The 14869-nt window shown below is 39.6% G+C and carries 14 protein-coding genes; 4 read left to right on the top strand and 10 right to left on the bottom strand.

Annotated features, from left to right (window positions below; translation table 11 throughout):
* Nucleotides 1-65 precede the first annotated feature (65 nt).
* Entirely contained in the window at nt 66-1172 is a 1107-nt protein-coding gene (locus I6F41_RS02785; protein WP_179806931.1) for a GGDEF domain-containing protein, read from the top strand.
* Nucleotides 1173-1252: 80 nt separating this feature from the next.
* Here I6F41_RS02785 and I6F41_RS02790 read toward each other — a convergent pair whose 3' ends face one another.
* Nucleotides 1253-2437, bottom strand: coding sequence for an NAD(P)/FAD-dependent oxidoreductase (locus I6F41_RS02790; protein ID WP_179806930.1), 1185 nt, complete (start codon nt 2435-2437; stop codon nt 1253-1255).
* A gap of 312 nt (nt 2438-2749) precedes the next feature.
* Between I6F41_RS02790 and I6F41_RS02795 the strand changes: the two genes are divergently transcribed.
* On the top strand, nt 2750-4885 hold the full coding sequence (locus I6F41_RS02795) for a S8 family peptidase (protein ID WP_011329296.1): 2136 nt from the start codon (nt 2750-2752) through the stop codon (nt 4883-4885).
* A gap of 70 nt (nt 4886-4955) precedes the next feature.
* Here the strand turns inward: I6F41_RS02795 and I6F41_RS02800 are convergent, their stop codons facing one another.
* The 7 genes from I6F41_RS02800 to rplU all read right to left on the bottom strand — a co-directional run bounded on the left by I6F41_RS02800 (nt 4956) and on the right by rplU (nt 10825).
* Entirely contained in the window at nt 4956-5429 is a 474-nt protein-coding gene (locus I6F41_RS02800) for a peroxiredoxin (protein ID WP_179806929.1), read from the bottom strand.
* 92 nt (nt 5430-5521) lie between these two features.
* Nucleotides 5522-7447 carry a methyl-accepting chemotaxis protein gene (locus I6F41_RS02805; protein ID WP_182683891.1) on the bottom strand — a complete coding sequence of 642 codons (1926 nt, stop codon included), beginning with the start codon at nt 7445-7447 and terminating at the stop codon, nt 5522-5524.
* A 382-nt stretch (nt 7448-7829) separates the two neighbouring features.
* Nucleotides 7830-8207 (bottom strand): DUF3718 domain-containing protein, encoded by a 378-nt coding sequence (locus tag I6F41_RS02810; protein ID WP_182683890.1) that lies wholly within the window; start codon nt 8205-8207, stop codon nt 7830-7832.
* Nucleotides 8208-8286: 79 nt separating this feature from the next.
* Complete coding sequence (gene folA / locus I6F41_RS02815) at nt 8287-8778, bottom strand: type 3 dihydrofolate reductase (RefSeq protein ID WP_182683889.1); 492 nt, start codon at nt 8776-8778, stop codon at nt 8287-8289.
* 73 nt (nt 8779-8851) lie between these two features.
* Complete coding sequence (gene cgtA, locus I6F41_RS02820) at nt 8852-10009, bottom strand: Obg family GTPase CgtA (RefSeq protein WP_011329301.1); 1158 nt, start codon at nt 10007-10009, stop codon at nt 8852-8854.
* A gap of 230 nt (nt 10010-10239) precedes the next feature.
* Nucleotides 10240-10497 carry a 50S ribosomal protein L27 gene (gene rpmA, locus I6F41_RS02825; protein WP_002957747.1) on the bottom strand — a complete coding sequence of 86 codons (258 nt, stop codon included), beginning with the start codon at nt 10495-10497 and terminating at the stop codon, nt 10240-10242.
* A gap of 16 nt (nt 10498-10513) precedes the next feature.
* Nucleotides 10514-10825: a 50S ribosomal protein L21 gene (gene rplU, locus I6F41_RS02830; RefSeq protein WP_006794538.1), complete on the bottom strand. Its 312-nt coding sequence runs from the start codon at nt 10823-10825 to the stop codon at nt 10514-10516.
* Between the two features lie 422 nt (nt 10826-11247).
* Here rplU and ispB point away from each other — a divergent pair, with 422 nt between their 5' ends.
* Nucleotides 11248-12219: an octaprenyl diphosphate synthase gene (ispB, locus tag I6F41_RS02835; RefSeq protein WP_011329302.1), complete on the top strand. Its 972-nt coding sequence runs from the start codon at nt 11248-11250 to the stop codon at nt 12217-12219.
* Nucleotides 12220-12322: 103 nt separating this feature from the next.
* Here ispB and mdh read toward each other — a convergent pair whose 3' ends face one another.
* Nucleotides 12323-13255: a malate dehydrogenase gene (mdh, locus tag I6F41_RS02840; RefSeq protein WP_011329303.1), complete on the bottom strand. Its 933-nt coding sequence runs from the start codon at nt 13253-13255 to the stop codon at nt 12323-12325.
* 226 nt (nt 13256-13481) lie between these two features.
* Here mdh and argR point away from each other — a divergent pair, with 226 nt between their 5' ends.
* Nucleotides 13482-13949 (top strand): transcriptional regulator ArgR, encoded by a 468-nt coding sequence (gene argR / locus I6F41_RS02845; RefSeq protein WP_041454781.1) that lies wholly within the window; start codon nt 13482-13484, stop codon nt 13947-13949.
* 15 nt (nt 13950-13964) lie between these two features.
* Here the strand turns inward: argR and I6F41_RS02850 are convergent, their stop codons facing one another.
* The gene (locus I6F41_RS02850; protein WP_182683888.1) at nt 13965-14864 is read right to left on the bottom strand and encodes a Dyp-type peroxidase; all 900 of its coding nucleotides are present in this window, start codon (nt 14862-14864) and stop codon (nt 13965-13967) included.
* Nucleotides 14865-14869 lie beyond the last annotated feature (5 nt).

A 14869-nucleotide genomic window follows, 5' to 3' on the forward strand; every position in this document is an offset into this window, starting at 1 on the left:
TTACTACCCACTTTATAATAAATAGACAATACTGAATTAACTAATAATTATTAAGTCGTTATTTGATGCTACATTTTTGGTATAAAGAATTTCCGCAATACCCTAGAGATCATAAGGATTACTGGCGAACACGCTTAATTGCACATTCTTTATTAATCTGCTGCTGCTACTTTTTAATTTTAACCTTACTAAATGTTTTTTATTTTTCGAGTTACGATATTGCACTTATTGATGCCTTAGGACTTATAGCCTCATTAAGTATTTGTATATGGTTTAATAAAACAGCTCAGGTTAGTAAAGCTGCTTGGGTTGTTGCATTAATGATAGTTGGCTTAATAATGCTCTTTATAGTATCGGCAAAGGGTCATGCTCATTCATTATTTTGGGCAACACTTATTCCGCCTTTTACTTTTTTTTTAGTTGGGCGTAATTGGGGAAGTATATTAAGTAGCATTGCTTTTGGTATTTGTGCCTATCTAGTTTACTTACAGCAACAACTATCAATTACCATAGGTTTATCTGCATTATTTAATTTTATTGAAGTGTCTATTGCGCATGTTTTATTATTTAGGTTTTATGAAAAAACGCGTTTTTCGGCTTACTCTCATCTTTCGAAGCGCAATGCCGAAATAAAACAGCTAGCCGAAACCGATAAGCTCACCGGGCTATATAACAGGCAAAAATTTGATTTTGAATTGTCGCAATTACTGAGTGAAAATAATAATGAGCGAAAATCAAATATAGTGATGATTTGCGACATAGATCACTTTAAAAAAGTAAACGATACTTATGGCCATTTAGCGGGTGATAACGTGCTTAGTGAGTTTGCCAATATTTTACAAAACAAGCTTACAAATAGTGCATTAATTGCACGCTGGGGCGGAGAAGAGTTTACTATTATTCTTCGAGATAGCAGCCTAGATAACGCAATTAACGAAGCTGAAGAGCTCAGAGCGTTTATTGCCACTCATTTAATCGATAATAGAGCGTTAACTATCAGTATTGGTATAGCTAAAGCGCATGTTGACGACACTGCTTTGCATCTTTTAGAGCGCGCCGATAAAGCGCTTTATAAAGCAAAATTACAAGGGCGAGATCAGGTCTGTGTTGCTAGCGACAACTTAACCAAAACTCACTATGAAAACACATTAAGTAAATCCGCTGCTATTTAAAAGTTAGCTCTAAAGTATCAGCGGTTAAACCCAATAAACTAAATTAACCTTGTAACTGCTAACTTATTGTTCCTAAAATATTAAGCATACTGCCCAGCAGCAAAACCGCAGCTCCACGCATACTGAAAATTATAGCCCCCTAGCCAACCGGTTACATCGGTTACTTCGCCAATAAAATATAAGCCTTGTACTTTTTTTGCTTCGAAGGTTTTTGAGCTAAGTTCATCGGTATCTACACCGCCTAGCGTTACTTCCGCTGTTCTGTAACCTTCTGTGCCATTTGGTTTAATTTGCCATGCATGTATATAGTTAACTAACTCGTCAATTTGGCTATGTGTTAGCTGGTTAATATTACAATCAGGAATTGCTTTCCCCTCATGAAGAACTTCAATAAAACGTTTAGGTAAAATAGTGGCTAAGCTATTTTTTAACGACTTTTGGGATTGCGTTTCACGCCAATCGGCTAGCTGTTGTCTTAAATCTGTTTCGGGTAATAAATTAATAGTTACCGCCTGTCCGGCGCGCCAAAATGAGCTTATTTGTAATATAGCAGGGCCCGATAATCCTCTATGGGTAAATAAAATGTTTTCTTTAAATGCAGTGCCATCTTCACTAGTAACATCGCATAAAATACTTATACCTGAAAGCGCTTCAAAACGTTCTTTATCGTGCTGATGCAAAGTAAATGGTACAAGTGCCGCCATGGTCGGTAATACTTTTAAGCCAAACTGCTCAGCAATTTTATAGCCAATGGGTGTTGCGCCAAGCTTAGGCATAGTTAAGCCACCGGAGGCAATCACTAACGACTCACAATAAAATGTTTCATACTCGGTTACTACGCTATAACCAGTTTCAGTTTTTGAAACGCTGATTACTTCGTTACGCAACTTTATAGATACCCCCGCCCACTCACACTCAGTAAGTAAAATATCAACAATGTCTTGAGCATTATTATCACAAAAAAGCTGACCTAGTGTTTTGTGGTGATAGGCTAAACCATGACGATCTACCAGTTCAATAAAGTCATGTTGGGTATAACGACTTAAACATGATTTAACAAAATGAGGGTTGCCACACAAATAATTACTAGGGCTGGCATTTTCGTTGGTGAAGTTACAGCGCCCACCGCCACTAATGAGTATTTTTCGACCTGGCTTTTTGCCCATATCAAGTACTGTAACACTACGGCCACGATATCCTGCTTGCGCTGCACACATTAAGCCTGCTGCTCCCGCACCTATTACTATCACATCTACTTGGGTCATTTATTTATCTCATTAATTTTTTTTGATTATAACAAAATTTATGCACCGGCTGGACATCGAATTGATTATTTTCAATTGCACAACAAATAAAAATAAAAGTATTAATACTCAAATTTAAAACTAGTTACTTATGCTTATATTTATAAATATAAAAAGTACAAAGTAACTACAAACCCGCTAATAACAAGGTTATAACCAAATGAAAGAAGCTAATAAGTAATTAATCTTTCAATTAATTTAACAGATCATTTACCTTTGTACCCACTTCGTGGATTTGTGCTACGAAATAATAAATAAAAACTAAGGATAATCATGACAACAGGTAAATCATTTAAAAAGTGTGCAATAGCCTTTACTATCAGCTCACTATTTGCTGCAACATCGAGTATTGCAACTCCTGCACAAGCAATTGCACCATCAATGGCAGAAACAACAGCTAAATTACAAAATCAAACTGGTTTTGAAACACAATTCATTATTAAATATAAAAATAACACTAATGATTTAGCTAGCTTTGCAGCTACAGACACAGATGTAAGCCAATCGAATATGCAAAATAAAGCGCAGAGCTTTGTTAAAAATTACACCTCTAAAAAAGGCAAAGTAAAAGCGAAGTATATTCGTGCCATGGCACTTAATAATCACCATGTAATGCGTGCAAGTAAAAAGCTAAATGCACAAGAAGCACAGCAATTTATGCAAGAAATGCTTGAATCTGGCAATGTTGAATACATTGAAGTCGATCAAATGCTGCAACCATTTGCAACGCCTAATGATCCACGATTTGACGACCAATGGCATTATTATGAACAAGCTGGCGGCTTAAACTTACCTACAGCGTGGGATACAGCCACTGGTAGCGGTGTTGTTGTTGCTGTACTCGATACAGGCTATCGCCCTCATGTTGATTTAAACGCTAATATTTTACCCGGTTACGATATGATCTCGAATTTATCGGTGGCTAATGATGGCAATGGTCGCGATAGCGATGCCCGCGATCCGGGCGATGCGGTTGCTGCCAATGAATGTGGTACTAACGGTGCACAAAACTCTAGCTGGCACGGCACACATGTAGCGGGTACTGTTGCTGCAGTTACTAATAATGGTGAGGGTGTTGCTGGGGTTGCTTACGGCGCCAAAGTAGTGCCTGTACGTGTACTAGGTAAGTGCGGTGGTTTAACCTCTGATATTGCTGATGGTATTATTTGGGCTTCTGGTGGCAATGTATCTGGGCTACCGGCAAATGCCAATCCTGCAGATGTAATAAATATGAGCTTAGGGGGTAGTGGCTCATGTAGCTCTACAACACAAAGTGCTATTAACACCGCACGTAATAACGGCACAGTAGTGGTAATTGCTGCTGGTAACGATAACGATAACTCAGCAAACTATAACCCAGGCAACTGTAATGGCGTGGTAAATGTAGCCTCGGTTGGCCGTAATGGCGGTCGTGCTTATTACTCTAATTACGGTAGTAATATTGATGTTGCCGCACCGGGTGGTGCGCAAAGTTTTGCTAACGATTCTGAAGGTGTTTTATCCACTTATAACGCCGGTTCGTCAACCCCTTCTAGTGATAGCTACGGTTTTTCGCAGGGTACATCAATGGCAGCCCCCCATGTTGCTGGCGTAGCGGCACTGATAAAACAAGCAAAGCCGAATGCTACTCCCGATGAAATCGAAAATATTTTAAAAACAACCACCCGCTCGTTCCCAGCCACATGTACTAGCTGTGGTACCGGTATTGTTGATGCAGCAGCTGCCGTAGCTGCTGCAAGTGGTGGCACTGCACCACCACCAAGTGGTAATGAACTTCTTGATGGCGAAACTCAAACCGGTTTAAGCGGCGCAACTAACTCTGAAACATTTTATACAATGACAGTGCCCAGTGGCGCAACTAATGTCACTTTCACTATGAGTGGAGGCACTGGTGATGCCGATTTATACGTGCGCTCTGGCAGTAAGCCAACAACCTCTACCTACGATTGCCGCCCTTACAAAAGTGGTAACAACGAAGAGTGCTCAATCGATAACCCTACATCAGGTACGTATCATGTGATGCTACGAGGTTATTCTGCCTATTCTGGGATCAGCTTAACTGGTAATATTACAGCAGCTTCGGGCGGGGGCTCAGGCACACCTCAAGCTGGTGGTGGCACTGTAAGCGATGTGAGTGCTAATGCAGGTCAATGGAAGCATTACACACTAGACGTGCCAGCAGGTATGGCTACATTTACAGTAACAACAAGCGGTGGCACAGGCGATGCTGATTTGTTTGTTAAGTTTGGCAGTCAGCCCACGACATCGAGTTACGATTGTCGTCCATATAAAAATGGTAATGCCGAAACCTGTACTTTCTCAAGCCCACAAGCGGGTACGTGGCACTTAAGTGTTAACGCGTATAAAACCTTCTCGGGCTTAACAATTAGCGGGCAATATCAGCCTTAATAAGCAATAATTGCAAAAAGCCGATGTTGCATCAACATCGGCTTTTGTATTTTCAAATCGCTAATTTATTCTATAGCTTTTCTAAAACAGCAGCAGCACGACTAACCACAAATTCTTTTTCTTGCTCTACAAATAAACCGGTTACTACACTATTTTCCACGATCATTGCGTAACGCTTTGAACGCACACCGCCAAACCCTGCCGTATTCATATCAAGGCCTAATGCTTTGGTAAAGCTCGCATCGCCGTCTGCCAGCATGGCTATTTCTTGTGTATTTTGTGATGCCCCCCATGCTTTCATAACAAACGCATCGTTTACCGATACACAATAAATTGCATCAACGCCCTTTGCTTTTATTTTATCTGCCAGAGTAATAAACTCAGGTAAGTGTGCATTTGAACAGGTAGGTGTAAACGCACCGGGGACTGCAAACAATACAACTTTTTTATCTGCAAATAATTCACTGTTAGTCAGTGTTTGCATACCATCGTCGGTTAACTGACTTAGCGTAACCGAGGGAATAGTTTGACCTTGTACAATCATTATAAATCCTTCATTTTATAAAATAAAACCAGCATACAGCTTAGCACATAGAATTTAGAGCATGATATAAGATGAGCGCTAAAGCTAATTTATTACAACCCCAGGCCCCCTTTAATCGAATGAATTTGTTGTTGTAGCTGATGTCGTATATCATCCACCAACGAGCTCGACTCACTTACTTGCCCCTTCATTTCAGCCATTGACTGACTAAAGTTATCTAATAAATTGCTTTGCTGCTTAGCAAGCTTCATCGCCTCAAACGCTACTTTATTAGCATTTTTTGCATTACTTGCCACCGCTTCCGAATTTAACTTAAGTTCTTGGGCATTTTGCGTTTGCGATTGAGCACCTTGGGTTAATGCTGTTATTTGCGTAGCAACTAGCCGTGAGTTTTCACTCAGTATGGTGAGCTGCCCATTTATCTCGCTCAGCGAGCCTTGCGTTTGCAGTGCCAATTGCCTAACTTCATCAGCCACTACTGCAAAGCCGCGACCATGCTCACCTGCCCTAGCTGATTCTATTGCTGCATTTAGCGCAAGTAAGTTGGTTTGATCTGCAATATTACGTATTACTTCTATAATTTTACTTACGCCTTCAACACCATTAAGTAGCTCTTGTAAGCTTTGTATACTGCGTTCAACCCGTGCCTGTGTATCGGCACTCGCACTTAACATACTTTGCGCAAATCCTAAGCTTTGTTCCATGGCACTAAAGGTACTTTGTGCGTTATCAGCTACTTGTGTATTAATATCATTAACTTGCTCTCCAATCTGCTGAATATCGGTTAGTAAATACTGATTCTGTTCCACTTGCCCATAACTCGTAGTAGTTTGTTGCTCAATCGTCTGTAAGTGTTTACTCATTTGCTGCATAAAAGCATTCACTACTTTTAGCATTTGTGCTCGCTCTTGTGCTTCTATGCGCTGGCGTTCAATTAGCTGATTAAAGTATTGGGCTATTTCCCCAACTTCAGTTTTTGGGTTATTACTGACAATATTTTTAAACTCATTCGTTTCAATTAAAAATGCAAACCCGTCGCGCAACCGTCGAAGAGGATTAAGTACCAGATTACGCTGAACAATATAAACACCGCCAGCAAGTATAACTAGCCCACTAATAGCAACACAAAACACCCAAAATACTTGCTGCTTTAAATTATCTTGTTGTGTTTTTAGTGCTTGCTCTGCATTTATCACTGTTTTAGATAAATTACTAAGCTGCGTGCGCAATTCATCGGCCCCCGTCTGTCGTTGTTGTGCCTGAGTTAATGTACTGGTTAAATCCCGAGGATAGCGATTTGGCCAACTACTTAATTCTGATTTAATATCAGTAGCTAAATCTTCACTTTGCTCGTCAATAAATAAACTATACTCATCTACTTTATCCATCACACCTAAGTTTGGTAGCTGCTCTATTTTTGCTGCTAATACATTTAAATTTTTCACGCTTTGTTGCAAACTCTGCTCTACACTCTGCTGATAATCTAGCACCAGTTGATAACTAAATAATGATAAGTTAATCACTTCACTATAATACTCATTGGCCAATTTATAATAACTAAGCGTGTTGTGACTATTATCCGAAGCTGAGCGCGCATAATTAATTAACGAGGATGCCGAACCAGCCATTTGCCTTAGCGCATTATCAAGTAAAGCCGTTTCGTTACCAGAGAGCTTACCCAAGGCTCTATATTTACCGTTTATATCATTATTTAGAGTAATTAACTGCTCAGTAAGTTGTGATTTAAGAGCTGCTGGTAATAGCGTTAACTGTTTTTGCTCTACTTGCGAGATTAAACTTGAGGCTTGTGTTAAGTATTGGCTATCGCCTTGTGCTAAGTAATTACTTAGATAGCTCGCTAGATCAACCATAATCGTATTTTTAAGCTGTCTATATGCACTGTCTTGCTGCTCTAGTTTTAGTAAAGTTTGACTGGCCCAAAGTAGAGTCATAGCTAATAAAACACTCGCGAGAGTTAACAAAACAGCCAGTAAGCGGGTAAATGTAGAGGCGCGCATAAATAAATCCCTAAAATCATATGCGCGTAGAATATTGACTATTTATGACAGTTTAATGGCAAATACGACTAATCGTATTAAATTCATGAGCTGTCAAAGCAACAACAAGAATGTTAACCCAAATAAAAACAATGAGTTATTTTTTGTGGCTATTCCTAGATTCCTTTAACTTCAGCACCTATAGAGTCGGCTATAAGTTCATTTCAACACAATAAGTAAGTTAATAAGTAAAAAGGGTTATGTTTTTAATAAGGTTGGCGTTTGTGTTAAAAGGGGGGGATTACAATACTAAAATAGTGCTGTGTTATTTAAAATTATTTATAAAAATATAGGCATAAAAAAACCACGTATAAAACGTGGTTTAATCGTATTTATTGTAAAATTAAAGACCTGCGCGCTCTTTAATTATCGCAATTAAGGGCGATCCTGAATGACCGTTCGATTCAGCCCATGATATATCAGCACCATCTTCTAGCGAGCTTTTAGATAAGTTTTTTACTATATATTCACCGCTGTCTAATGCATTACTTGCCACTGCATGACGCAATAAATTATTGCCGTTACAAAATACTGCATCGTATATATTACGAACTTTCACTCGTGAGCTTTTAAGCTTACTACGTAAACGATTTTTATCATCCGCTGCAATATACTCACAGATAGAAATCGCTAACTGATCATCTGCTTGTGCAGGGGCAGTATATACAAACGAACCGGCTGCAAGCGCAGTAATAACAACTAGCTTTGATAACTTAATCATGGAAAACCCTTTTTATAATACTTTATTCCTATTGGATTAGTTAATATTGTACCAATATGCTCAGTATTTCGCAATAATGTTAAGAGTTTTTATATAAAGTTACAAACTTATGACTATATTGATTTTTTTCATCCGCAGCCATTTGTATTTCATCTTTAACCTGCCAGGTTGCCACTTTTTCGTAATCAGGAAACTGAGTGTCACCTTCAACATCTAAGTCTATAAAGGTTAAATAAAGTCTTTGTGCACTTTCTAAAAATTGTTGATAAATATTTCCACCACCAATGATCATCACCTCTTCCACATCAGCAACTAAATTTAACGCGGCCTCTGGCGTTGTAACAACTTCTATTCCAGTTGCTTGATACTGGCTATTACGGGTAATAATAATATTACGACGCCCAGGTAAAGGCCGTCCAATAGACTCAAATGTTTTGCGCCCCATAATCACAGGTTTACCTGTGGTTACTTTTTTAAAATGCTGTAAGTCTCCAGGTAAATGCCAAGGCATTGTATTATTAAGGCCAATTACACGGTTATTTGCCATTGCAGCAATCATTGAAATTATCACACTAATTATCCAGTATTTATTATTAAACAAAGAAAAAGGAGCATAAGCTCCTTTTATATGTAATTAATTATAATTAACGCTCGTACACAACTTCTACGTCGTAATCATCTTCATTCCACTCATCCCAATCATCATCATCGTCGCTCTTTTTAGCAGCTTTTTGATGATAGGTGTCCCACTTAAACTCAACCTCTTCGTCTGTAGTTTCAACGAATTTCTCTTTTGGCATGCTTTCAAGCAATGTCATTACGTCATGAATTAGTGGTTGAGTATTTGATTTATTAATAGCAGAAATACTGTAAATATTTTCAGTTTCGCCTAGCTCTTGTGCAATTTTTTCACATAAAGCTTTTGCTTCGTCAGCTGGTAATAAATCTATTTTATTAAATACCAACCAGCGCGGTTTTTCTGCTAATTTAGGGCTGTACTGATGTAACTCATTAACAATCGCAAATGCATTATCAACTGGATTTGAGCCATCAACTGGCATTACATCAATAATATGCAGTAATATTCTACAGCGCTCTAGGTGTTTCAAAAATTGAATACCTAAACCAGCACCATCCGATGCGCCTTCAATTAAGCCTGGTATATCAGCGATAACAAATGATTTATTAGCTTCAGGACGTACCACACCTAAATTTGGAATAAGCGTCGTAAATGGGTAATCTGCTACTTTTGGTTTTGCTGCCGATACACTACGGATAAAGGTAGACTTACCTGCATTTGGCAAACCTAATAAGCCTACATCTGCTAGTAACAATAACTCTAGTTTAAGGTTGCGTACTTCGCCTTCTGTCCCTAAGGTTTTTTGACGCGGAGCACGGTTTGTACTTGATTTAAAACGCGCATTTCCTAAGCCATGGAAACCGCCTTTTGCCACCAAAATCTTTTGGCCATGTTGGGTTAAATCCCCTAATCCCTCTTGCGTATCAACGTCCATAATACGTGTACCTACAGGCACCATAATAATTAAATCGTCAGACTTTTTACCAGTACAGTTACGGCTGCGGCCATTAGTACCGCGATCTGCTCTATGGAAGCGTTCAAATTGGTAATCAATTAAGGTATTTAAGTTTTCATCCGCTTGTAGATAAACACTACCACCGTCACCACCGTCACCACCGTCAGGCCCACCTTCTGGGATATATTTTTCACGACGGAAAGACACGATACCGGCGCCACCGTCTCCAGCTTCTACGCGAATTTCTACTTCATCTACAAACTTCATGATTACTCACTTTAGGGATTGGCTTGTTAATAACACTATTATATACCCAAGCCAACTTAATACCAATTGGCATAAATATTTGAACCATTTTACGAATTAGATCGCTCTATAACTTCGTTAAAGAGCCCGCTACTTAAACCCATAGGTATAATTGCAGGCTTGGGTATATATTGTAAAATAATGAAAACAAAAAACCCCGCAAAGGCGGGGTTTTTTAACTATCTTACTGATTACTCAGTTACGATAGTTACGTATTTACGGTTTAAAGGACCTTTTTGTTCAAACTGAACTTTACCATCTGCTTTTGCGAAGATAGTGTGGTCTTTACCGATACCTACGTTTGTACCAGGGTGGAAACGAGTTCCACGCTGACGAACAATGATGCTACCCGCTAGAACTGATTCGCCACCAAAACGCTTAACACCTAGGCGTTTGCTTTCTGAATCGCGACCGTTACGAGTACTACCAGCTGCTTTTTTATGTGCCATTTCTAAGTACCTCTAATTAAGCGCTAATGCCAGTGATTTTAACTTCTGTGAACCATTGACGATGGCCCATTTGCTTACGAGAATGCTTACGGCGTCTAAATTTAACAACCTTAATCTTCTCACCGCGACCATGTGAAACAACCTCAGCTGTTATCTTACCACCGTTTACGAACGGTACACCAATCTCGATTTTCTCACCATCAGCAACTAAAAGTACTGAATCAAATTCTACTGCTGCACCAGTTTCAACGTCTAATTTTTCAAGACGAATCGTTTGACCTTCAGTCACACGATGCTGTTTACCACCACTTTGGAAAACCGCGTACATAATTAACTCCGTCTGTGCGCCCTCAAATCGACGCAACTAAAATATTCTTCGATAGGGCGCGAAGTTTACGCTACGGCGTAATAACTAGCAAGCCTATTTTGTAATTAAAATGAATAAAAAGTAGCTGCATTGAGAGCAATTCAATATTTCCCCTATTTTATATTAAATAGCCCTTTTGCCAAGCGCTTTTTCACGATTAGTGAAAATAATTTGCCTTAGCTAAACACACACTACAACGGATAATAAATAAACATAAATTACAGCACACTTTGTACGCTAATTAATCAGCTATCTCTCGTATTTAAGTGCTAATTAGCGATGTTAACCGTGTTTTTTCAGGGAATCGTCACAAAATATCGAGCTAGTGCTTTTTTTGTTGTACAATCTGCGCCGTTCACACATAAAAATTGGCTCGGAGATCAATGGATATAAAAGCTATCCAGGCGTTAATCGAAAACGATATGAATGACGTCAATCAACTTATACATGCGCAAATGCGCTCAGATGTGGCGTTAGTTAACCAACTTGGCTTGTATATTGTAAACAGTGGCGGCAAGCGCGTGCGCCCAATGTTGGCAATACTAGCGGCCAGAGCATTGGGTTATCAGGGTAAAGATCATATTACACTTGCAACTATTGTTGAGTTTATTCATACCGCAACACTATTACATGATGATGTTGTTGATGAATCTAACTTACGCCGAGGCACGCCTACAGCAAATGCTGAGTTTGGTAATGCTGCCAGCGTATTAGTGGGCGACTTTATTTACACTCGTTCATTTCAGCTTATGGTTGGCCTTGGTAAAATGCAGGTAATGCAAGTGCTTGCAGATGCAACTAACATTATTGCTGAAGGTGAAGTATTACAGTTAATGAACTGTAATGACCCCGACACCACTGAAGCGAGTTATATGCAGGTTATTTATTCTAAAACCGCTAAGCTATTTGAAGCCGCGACAGGCCTTGCGGCCATTATTACTGAGCAAAACCAAGCCACGCTTGATGCGCTTAACCTATACGGCATGCATTTAGGTACTGCGTTTCAGCTCGTTGATGACGTACTTGATTACAACGCAGATGCAGATCAATTAGGTAAAAATATTGGTGATGATTTAGCCGAAGGGAAACCAACTCTGCCGCTTATTTATGCAATGCAACATGGTAATGAGCAGCAAACACAGCTGATCCGTGACGCTATAGAGCACAGTAATGGCATGGATCATCTTGAAGAAATTTTAGCGGCACTTAAACAAACCAATGCGCTTGAATTTACGATGCAAAAGGCCGAACTTGAAGCCGACAAAGCCATTGCTTGCTTAGACTTTTTAGCTGAGTCTGAATATAAACAAGCACTTGTGAGCCTTGCCCGTATTGCAGTTGATCGCGATCACTAACTTTACTGCCTTTATGTGTAGCTAACCTGGGTGCAGGTTAGCTAAATTCCGAGCAATAAAAAAGCCTGCAAACGCAGGCTTTTTTGTCACTTGATTTTGGCTATTACGCCATGAAATCAACACCTTCTTTGATGTCTTTTTTCAGTGTTTCAAGCATGTCATTTTTTGCTTTTGTTTCAAATGCGCTTAGTTCGCCGTAAGAAAGAATTTCTTCTACGCCGTTTTTACCTAAACGTACTGGGTGTGCAAAGTACTCCGCATCGCCATTTTCAACAGCAACGTACGCGTAATCTACAACGTCTTCACCTTGTAGGCCTTTAACTAAAGACATACAAAAACGAGCTGCTGCTGCACCCATTGATAAAGTAGCTGAACCGCCACCCGCTTTAGCATTTACAACTTCAGTACCCGCATTTTGGATACGTGGAGTAAGTGCTGCAACTTCTTCATCTGTAAAGCTCACGCCTTCAACTTGAGAAAGTAGAGGTAAAATAGTAGTACCTGAGTGGCCACCGATTACAGGAACTTTAACAGTTGCTACGTCTACGCCTTTAAGTTCAGCAACAAATGCTTCTGAACGAATAACGTCAAGCGTAGTAATACCAAATACGCGTTTAGCGTCGTAAGTACCTGCTTTTTTAAATACTTCAGCAACAATTGGTACAGTGCCGTTTACTGGGTTAGTAATAATACCTACTAATGCTTTAGGACAACTTGCAACTATGCCTTCTGCTAACGTTTTGATGATGCCAGCATTTACATTAAATAAATCTGCACGATCCATACCTGGCTTACGTGGCATGCCAGCAGGAATAAGTACGATATCAGCATCTTTAAGCGCTTCATTTAACGCATCAGCGCCAAAGCCAGCTACTTTAACCGCTGTAGGGATATGAGATAGATCAACCGCAACACCTGGAACTACTGGTGCAACATCATATAGTGATAATTCAGAACCAGCTGGTAAGCCTGTTTTTAATAATAAAGACAACGCTTGACCGATACCGCCTGCAGCACCTAATACAGCAACTTTCATTGGAATTCTCCGTGATTTGAGGTAGGAAATATTTATGGCTCTAAGATAAAGAAATTAGCGACTAAAAACAAATTTATCCTGCCTATTTTCGTAATATTTTAGACCATAGTTGTAAAAACATTTGGCCTGAATACAGTAAACTGGCAAGTTAAATAAACAACTGCTGCATAATTATTCGTTTTTGTGTAGAATTTGCGGCATGGATAATAAAAAGCAAATAAAAACTATGCAACCACAAGACAAACAGGAAGCGTTAGTAAAAGCATTTAAAGCGCTTTTAAAAGAAGAAAACTTTGGTTCTCAAGGCGATATAGTAGATTCGTTAAAAGAGCAAGGTTTTGACAATATAAGCCAAAGTAAAGTGTCGCGCATGCTTAGTAAGTTTGGCGCGGTACGAACGCGCAATGCCAAACAAGAAATGGTGTATTGCTTGCCAGCAGAAATGGGCGTACCCACAGCAAAAAGCCCGCTGCGCCAGCTTGTTATTGATATAATGCATAACGAAATGATGATTATTATCCGTACCAGTCCAGGCGCGGCTCAGCTTATTGCGCGTTTACTTGACTCATTAGGTAAAGCCGATGGCGTGTTAGGTACTATAGCTGGCGACGACACTATTTTTATTGCCCCAGCTAAAATATCTGAAATAGACTTAACCCTAGAGCGGGTACGTATTTTATTTGATACGGTTTAGTATTTAAAACATGCGTTATAACTGCTTTAAAAACCCAACTGACGGTGCAAAAAACGCAGACCCCATATCGGCTTGAGTAAAATCAAGCCAATGATCATAGCACTCCCCCTCACCTAAACGACTTTTTAATACCTGTTCAAATGCGGTTCCACTGGCCGAGCAAGTAATTGACAGCATTCCTTGCTCGTAAACATCGCCATAAGGCATGCCTTGATTAAGTAATATTGGCTGGCCTTGCTCATCTTTTAATTCACTGCGTTGTGCATGGCTGGTTTCAAGCGCTGGGGCTATAAGAGTGTTGTCTAAGCGAGTGCGACCTATTATTTGCTCTTGCTCATCTAGCGATAGATGCTGCCATACGCTTAGATCGTGCTTATAACGTTGCACATGAATATAACTGCCTTGATCCTCAAAGCTACCTGGTTTATTTATTAACGCCGTTGCCCACTTTTGTCGGCCATGCGGCATTTTGCCACCATAAATAAAACCATTGAAATCGCGACCATCTAAAAATCTAAAATTACGAATTTGTTCCACCAGCTCTACGTCTGGTGCAAATAACTTTAAAATTTGCAGTGCAAATAAATGATTGACGTCTTCGCGGTCTGAACGTATTTGCACAAACAAATCACACGGCTGCACGCTCATTGCGTGTTCATTATGATTTATATTAGGAAAGCTTTGTAGTTCACTGGGGATATACTCTGGCAAAATATGCGGCCAATACTGTGCACCAATAGCCACCATACAAGAAAGCATAGATTCAGAAAACTGATCGCTAAACTCTTCCTCAATAGCGCTTACTTGCTTGAGCTTTGTACGTAATGACTCATCTTGGCCATCAAACACATTAAAAAATAAATGCAAACCGTGTAAGTTTGCTTCAGCACAAATCCCTGATTGCGCTTGTGCCATTGTTA

Source organism: Pseudoalteromonas sp. SCQQ13 (assembly GCF_015864415.1).
Classification (GTDB): Bacteria; Pseudomonadota; Gammaproteobacteria; order Enterobacterales; family Alteromonadaceae; genus Pseudoalteromonas; species Pseudoalteromonas nigrifaciens.

What these genes read in the sequence shown, in the direction of transcription:
- rplU (WP_006794538.1), bottom strand. Translation starts at nt 10,825, where the DNA reads ATGTACGCGGTTTTCCAAAGTGGTGGTAAACAGCATCGTGTGACTGAA.
- I6F41_RS02850 (WP_182683888.1), bottom strand. Translation starts at nt 14,864, where the DNA reads ATGGCACAAGCGCAATCAGGGATTTGTGCTGAAGCAAACTTACACGGT.
- rpmA (WP_002957747.1), bottom strand. Translation starts at nt 10,497, where the DNA reads ATGGCACATAAAAAAGCAGCTGGTAGTACTCGTAACGGTCGCGATTCA.
- I6F41_RS02790 (WP_179806930.1), bottom strand. Translation starts at nt 2,437, where the DNA reads ATGACCCAAGTAGATGTGATAGTAATAGGTGCGGGAGCAGCAGGCTTA.
- ispB (WP_011329302.1), top strand. Translation starts at nt 11,248, where the DNA reads ATGGATATAAAAGCTATCCAGGCGTTAATCGAAAACGATATGAATGAC.
- mdh (WP_011329303.1), bottom strand. Translation starts at nt 13,255, where the DNA reads ATGAAAGTTGCTGTATTAGGTGCTGCAGGCGGTATCGGTCAAGCGTTG.
- I6F41_RS02785 (WP_179806931.1), top strand. Translation starts at nt 66, where the DNA reads ATGCTACATTTTTGGTATAAAGAATTTCCGCAATACCCTAGAGATCAT.
- argR (WP_041454781.1), top strand. Translation starts at nt 13,482, where the DNA reads ATGCAACCACAAGACAAACAGGAAGCGTTAGTAAAAGCATTTAAAGCG.
- I6F41_RS02805 (WP_182683891.1), bottom strand. Translation starts at nt 7,447, where the DNA reads ATGCGCGCCTCTACATTTACCCGCTTACTGGCTGTTTTGTTAACTCTC.
- I6F41_RS02810 (WP_182683890.1), bottom strand. Translation starts at nt 8,207, where the DNA reads ATGATTAAGTTATCAAAGCTAGTTGTTATTACTGCGCTTGCAGCCGGT.
- I6F41_RS02800 (WP_179806929.1), bottom strand. Translation starts at nt 5,429, where the DNA reads ATGATTGTACAAGGTCAAACTATTCCCTCGGTTACGCTAAGTCAGTTA.
- cgtA (WP_011329301.1), bottom strand. Translation starts at nt 10,009, where the DNA reads ATGAAGTTTGTAGATGAAGTAGAAATTCGCGTAGAAGCTGGAGACGGT.
- I6F41_RS02795 (WP_011329296.1), top strand. Translation starts at nt 2,750, where the DNA reads ATGACAACAGGTAAATCATTTAAAAAGTGTGCAATAGCCTTTACTATC.